Below are 4,218 nucleotides of genomic sequence, written 5' to 3'. Positions count from 1 at the left end.
GTTTGCGGCAAAAAGTACGGGCGAAGCATTCGGATAGAAAATCTACGGTTTCACCGATAGGTTATTGCCCGAATGCTTCGCCCCTACAGGACGCGGGCTGATGAAGACGCAAGGTTTTGAAGCACGATTCTCTCAAAATCTTGCACCTGTTTCACGAGAAAAGCCACAAAACCCTTACCTTGCCTACATTTCACATTTATTCAGCAAGCCCTAAATATAAAAATTCCCCCTAGTTTTAGGGGGATTCGTCCGTCTATTTGAACATATTACTCACGGAATTGTCCTCATGGATGCGCCATATGGCCTCCCCCAGAATCGGGGCAACCGGCAAGACTTTCAGTTGCGGGAAAAAATGTTCTTGGGGGACGGGAATCGTGTTAGTAACGATCACTTCCTCGACTATGCCACTGGATAAACGCTCGATCGCAGGACCAGAAAAAACCGGATGGGTGGCACAAGCATAAACCTGTCGCGCCCCCTTGGCTTTCAGTAACTGCGCCCCTTGAGCGATCGTACCGGCCGTATCGATCATATCATCGACTAAAACCGCCGTTTTATCCTTAACATCGCCGATCAAGTTCATCACTTCCGCCACATTATGGGTTTGCCGGCGTTTATCAATAATTGCTAGGGGAGCATCACTGAGTTTTTTGGCAAAAGCCCGCGCCCTGGCCACCCCACCCACATCGGGAGAAACCACGACGATATCGGGTAATTTTTTACTGAGAAGATAGTCCACCACCACTGGGGAACCGTAAACGTGATCGAAGGGAATATCGAAATAACCTTGAATTTGGGACGAATGCAAATCCATGGCCAACACGCGACTTGCCCCCGCTTCCGTGATCAGATTAGCCACCAGTTTAGCGGCGATCGATTCCCGTCCGGCGGTTTTGCGATCGGCGCGAGCATAACCATAATAGGGAATTACGGCGGTAATTTGTCGGGCAGAAGCACGACGACAGGCATCAATCATGATCAACAATTCCATCAAGTGATCGTTGACGGGATTGCAACAGGGTTGAATTAAATAGACATCACAGCCCCGGATCGATTCCTGAATCTGGATGTACAATTCACCATCGGCGAAACGTTTACGAATCATCGGCCCCACATCCATACCCAGATAACGGGCCACCTCTTGGGCGAGAGATACATTAGCGGATCCCGAAAAGAGACGCAGACGATTGCTGTCCGACGCGGCGGGAAACATCGGATGTCGCATCAAAGTAGCAGAATAGCTCACAGCAGATTCTTTACCCTCAAACTCAAGGCACTTTTTTCTATCATCTCAGTTTTGTTGAAAATCTGAGTGGATTTCTTTGTTAGATCTCAATCTTAACCAATTACCGATCATCTTCGAGCCATTGCTGCCCCTTTTAGCAGCAACGGCCATGGCAAAATTGCCGCCGGATTTTGTCAAAACCGATTAACGTTTGGCTAACTTTTTCACCGGTAATTTACGCAGACGGATCGATTTCGGGGTAATTTCTACCAACTCATCTGGTCCAATGTATTCGAGGGCGCGTTCGAGACTCATATCCACGGGGGATTGTAACTGAACCAATTCATCCCCGGTGGCGGAACGATGGTTAGTTAACTGTTTAGTTTTGCAGATATTGATCTCCACGTCCTGGGGCCGGTTGCTTTCGCCGATAATCATGTTTTTATACACTCTTGTCCCCGGAGTAATAAAGAATACTCCCCGGTCTTCGGCGTTTTTGAGGGCGTAGAAAGTGGCGACTCCTTCCTCAAAGGCAGTAATCACGCCATTGTAACGGGTGGCTAATTCCCCGGAGAAAGGACGATATTCGAGAAAACTATGGTTCATAATCCCCTCACCGCGACTCAGACGGATAAATTCGCCCCGGAAACCGATTAAACCCCGGGCCGGAATCACGAATTCCAATTGAGTACGGCCATTGCTGCCCGTCTGCATATCCTGCATTTCCCCTTTCCGTTGGCCGAGACGTTCGATACTGGAACCCACCGCTTCTTCGGGTACATCTAAAACGAGGTATTCGTAGGGTTCGCAGGGTTGACCGTTAATTTCGCGGTAGATAACTTGCGGCTGCGATACTTGGAATTCGTAGCCTTCCCGACGCATGGTTTCGATGAGAATGCCTAAATGCAGTTCCCCCCGTCCCGAAACCAGGAATTTCTCGGCAGAATCACTTTCTTCCACCCGCAGGGCGACATTAGTTTCTAATTCTCGCATTAGACGATCGCGAATTTGCCGCGAGGTGACAAAAGTGCCTTCCTGACCGGCAAAGGGAGAATCGTTCACCGAGAAGGTCATTTGTAGGGTCGGTTCATCGACTTTAATTAGGGGTAAAGCTTGCGGGTCATCGGCTAAAGTTACGGTTTCCCCGATGTTAGCGTCGGCAAAACCAGCCACGGCGACGATATTACCGGCGCTGGCCTCGTTTAGTTCCACCCGTTTAAGACCTTCAAAACCAAGAAGTTTTGTTATTTTACCCTTGACAACCGCGCCCGTATCCTTTACTAAAGCTGCCTGTTGACCAGCTTTAATTACGCCGTTATGGATGCGGCCGATAACGATGCGTCCTAAGTATTCCGAGTAATCGAGGGTGGTTACTTGCAGCTGTAGGGGTTTGTTAACGTCCCCGGCCGGTGGTGGAACGTGGTGTAAAATCGCTTCAAAGAGGGGCTGCATATCTTTGTCCTCGTCTTCGAGACTTTCTTTGGCGAATCCTTGCATCCCGGAAGCGAACAGAGTAGTAAAATCACATTGGTCGTCATCGGCACCCAGTTCCACAAACAGATCGAAAACTTTGTCCACGGCTAGGTTAGGATCGACGTTAGGGCGATCGATTTTATTGACCACGACAATCGGTCTTAATCCCTTTTCTAGGGCTTTTTTCAGCACAAAACGGGTTTGGGGCATCGGCCCCTCGTTAGCATCGACAATCAGGATACAACCGTCCACCATGCCTAAAACCCGTTCCACTTCGCCACCAAAGTCGGCGTGACCGGGAGTATCGACGATGTTAATCAGGGTGTCTTGGTAACGAACGGCGGTGTTTTTGGCCAGAATGGTGATACCGCGTTCTCTTTCGAGGTCATTGGAATCCATGACGCAGGTGGGTACATCTTCCCCTTCTCGAAAGATTCCCGACTGTTTGAGGAGTGCATCGACGAGGGTGGTTTTCCCGTGGTCAACGTGAGCAATGATAGCAACGTTACGGATAGGCAGAGACATAAAATATTGAAGTAGTCTTAGGTTTATTTTTACGAGTAACGATTTCTTAATAATTCTAGCTTAGACTGACCAGTGCCGTTAGCAAATCTTTATTTTTCCTTGGTTTCCCATCAGCAAGCTCTACTGCTTACTGTTGACAGACACAGCAACAGACCCCCCAAACCCTAGGCAAGCAGCCCACCCTTGGAGGAGTCCAGACGATAGAAAAGACGACTGGAGGCGGGGGGTAGGGGTAAATTGAAGCTAGAGTGAAAATCCTCTTGAACTTTGTAGGTTAAGCGGGGGGAAACTTGGCGAACAATTTGCGTCAACAGTTTATCACCGGTTTTTTGGAGAATTGAACGGGGAATCTTATAAATAAACTTGGGAAACTTAACCATAACATCCATACGCAGTTCCCAGGTGATTTGGGTGATAACCGCCGGAATATCCCGTCCCTGTTGCCGAAAAATTGCCTCAATTTCCCGACTAGGAGAAGATAGCGGCATTTCCTCTAGTTTCATAATTGCCTGATAATCCACTAGATAGCCTAAAAACGGTTGATCGGGAATGGGGACACTGCGAGTATGATAGACTCCATTGACCGGCAGATCGAGAACCACAGCGATTTTCGGCTCCAGTTCATAGCCAAAAGCTCCATATTTACCGATGGTGATAATATAACCATTCTCACCGAAGGGCAGAGTTTTCATCGGTTCGGCACAACGACAAAACCAACCTTCGTGAGCGCCCAGATAATCGGCAACCTTGTCCTGATTGCTATACATATCCATGGCTCCGGCAAAATGGGTTTGAAAACCGAGAAATTGATTGTCTTCTTTGACTTCTACAGATTCGCGAGCTAGGGAGTTAATGCTATCCATTAGTCACATCTTTCTTAACATAAAATTTGACAAAAAGAGAAAAGTGTGCAAGATGGCTCAAGGGGGTTCTATGGGGGGACTAATTTGATGAGATAGTTTCCAAGTCTGGCTGATATCATGTAACCTTCGCAG

The 4,218-nt window shown here is 48.2% G+C and carries 3 protein-coding genes; all 3 read right to left on the bottom strand.

Translation table 11 applies throughout. From position 1 onward, the window contains the following. Nucleotides 1-253: 253 nt before the first annotated feature. The 3 genes from IM477_RS12325 to IM477_RS12315 all read right to left on the bottom strand — a co-directional run bounded on the left by IM477_RS12325 (nt 254) and on the right by IM477_RS12315 (nt 4,086). Nucleotides 254-1,225: a ribose-phosphate pyrophosphokinase gene (locus IM477_RS12325; protein ID WP_190359357.1), complete on the bottom strand. Its 972-nt coding sequence runs from the start codon at nt 1,223-1,225 to the stop codon at nt 254-256. A gap of 204 nt (nt 1,226-1,429) precedes the next feature. After that, entirely contained in the window at nt 1,430-3,223 is a 1,794-nt protein-coding gene (gene typA, locus IM477_RS12320) for a translational GTPase TypA (protein WP_287731961.1), read from the bottom strand. Nucleotides 3,224-3,387: 164 nt separating this feature from the next. Continuing rightward, nucleotides 3,388-4,086, bottom strand: coding sequence for a DUF1997 domain-containing protein (locus tag IM477_RS12315; protein ID WP_287731960.1), 699 nt, complete (start codon nt 4,084-4,086; stop codon nt 3,388-3,390). Nucleotides 4,087-4,218 lie beyond the last annotated feature (132 nt).

This window comes from Microcystis sp. M090S1, assembly GCF_020246295.1.
Lineage (GTDB): Bacteria > Cyanobacteriota > Cyanobacteriia > Cyanobacteriales > Microcystaceae > Microcystis > Microcystis aeruginosa.
This window is presented reverse-complemented; position numbering and strand designations above follow the sequence as displayed.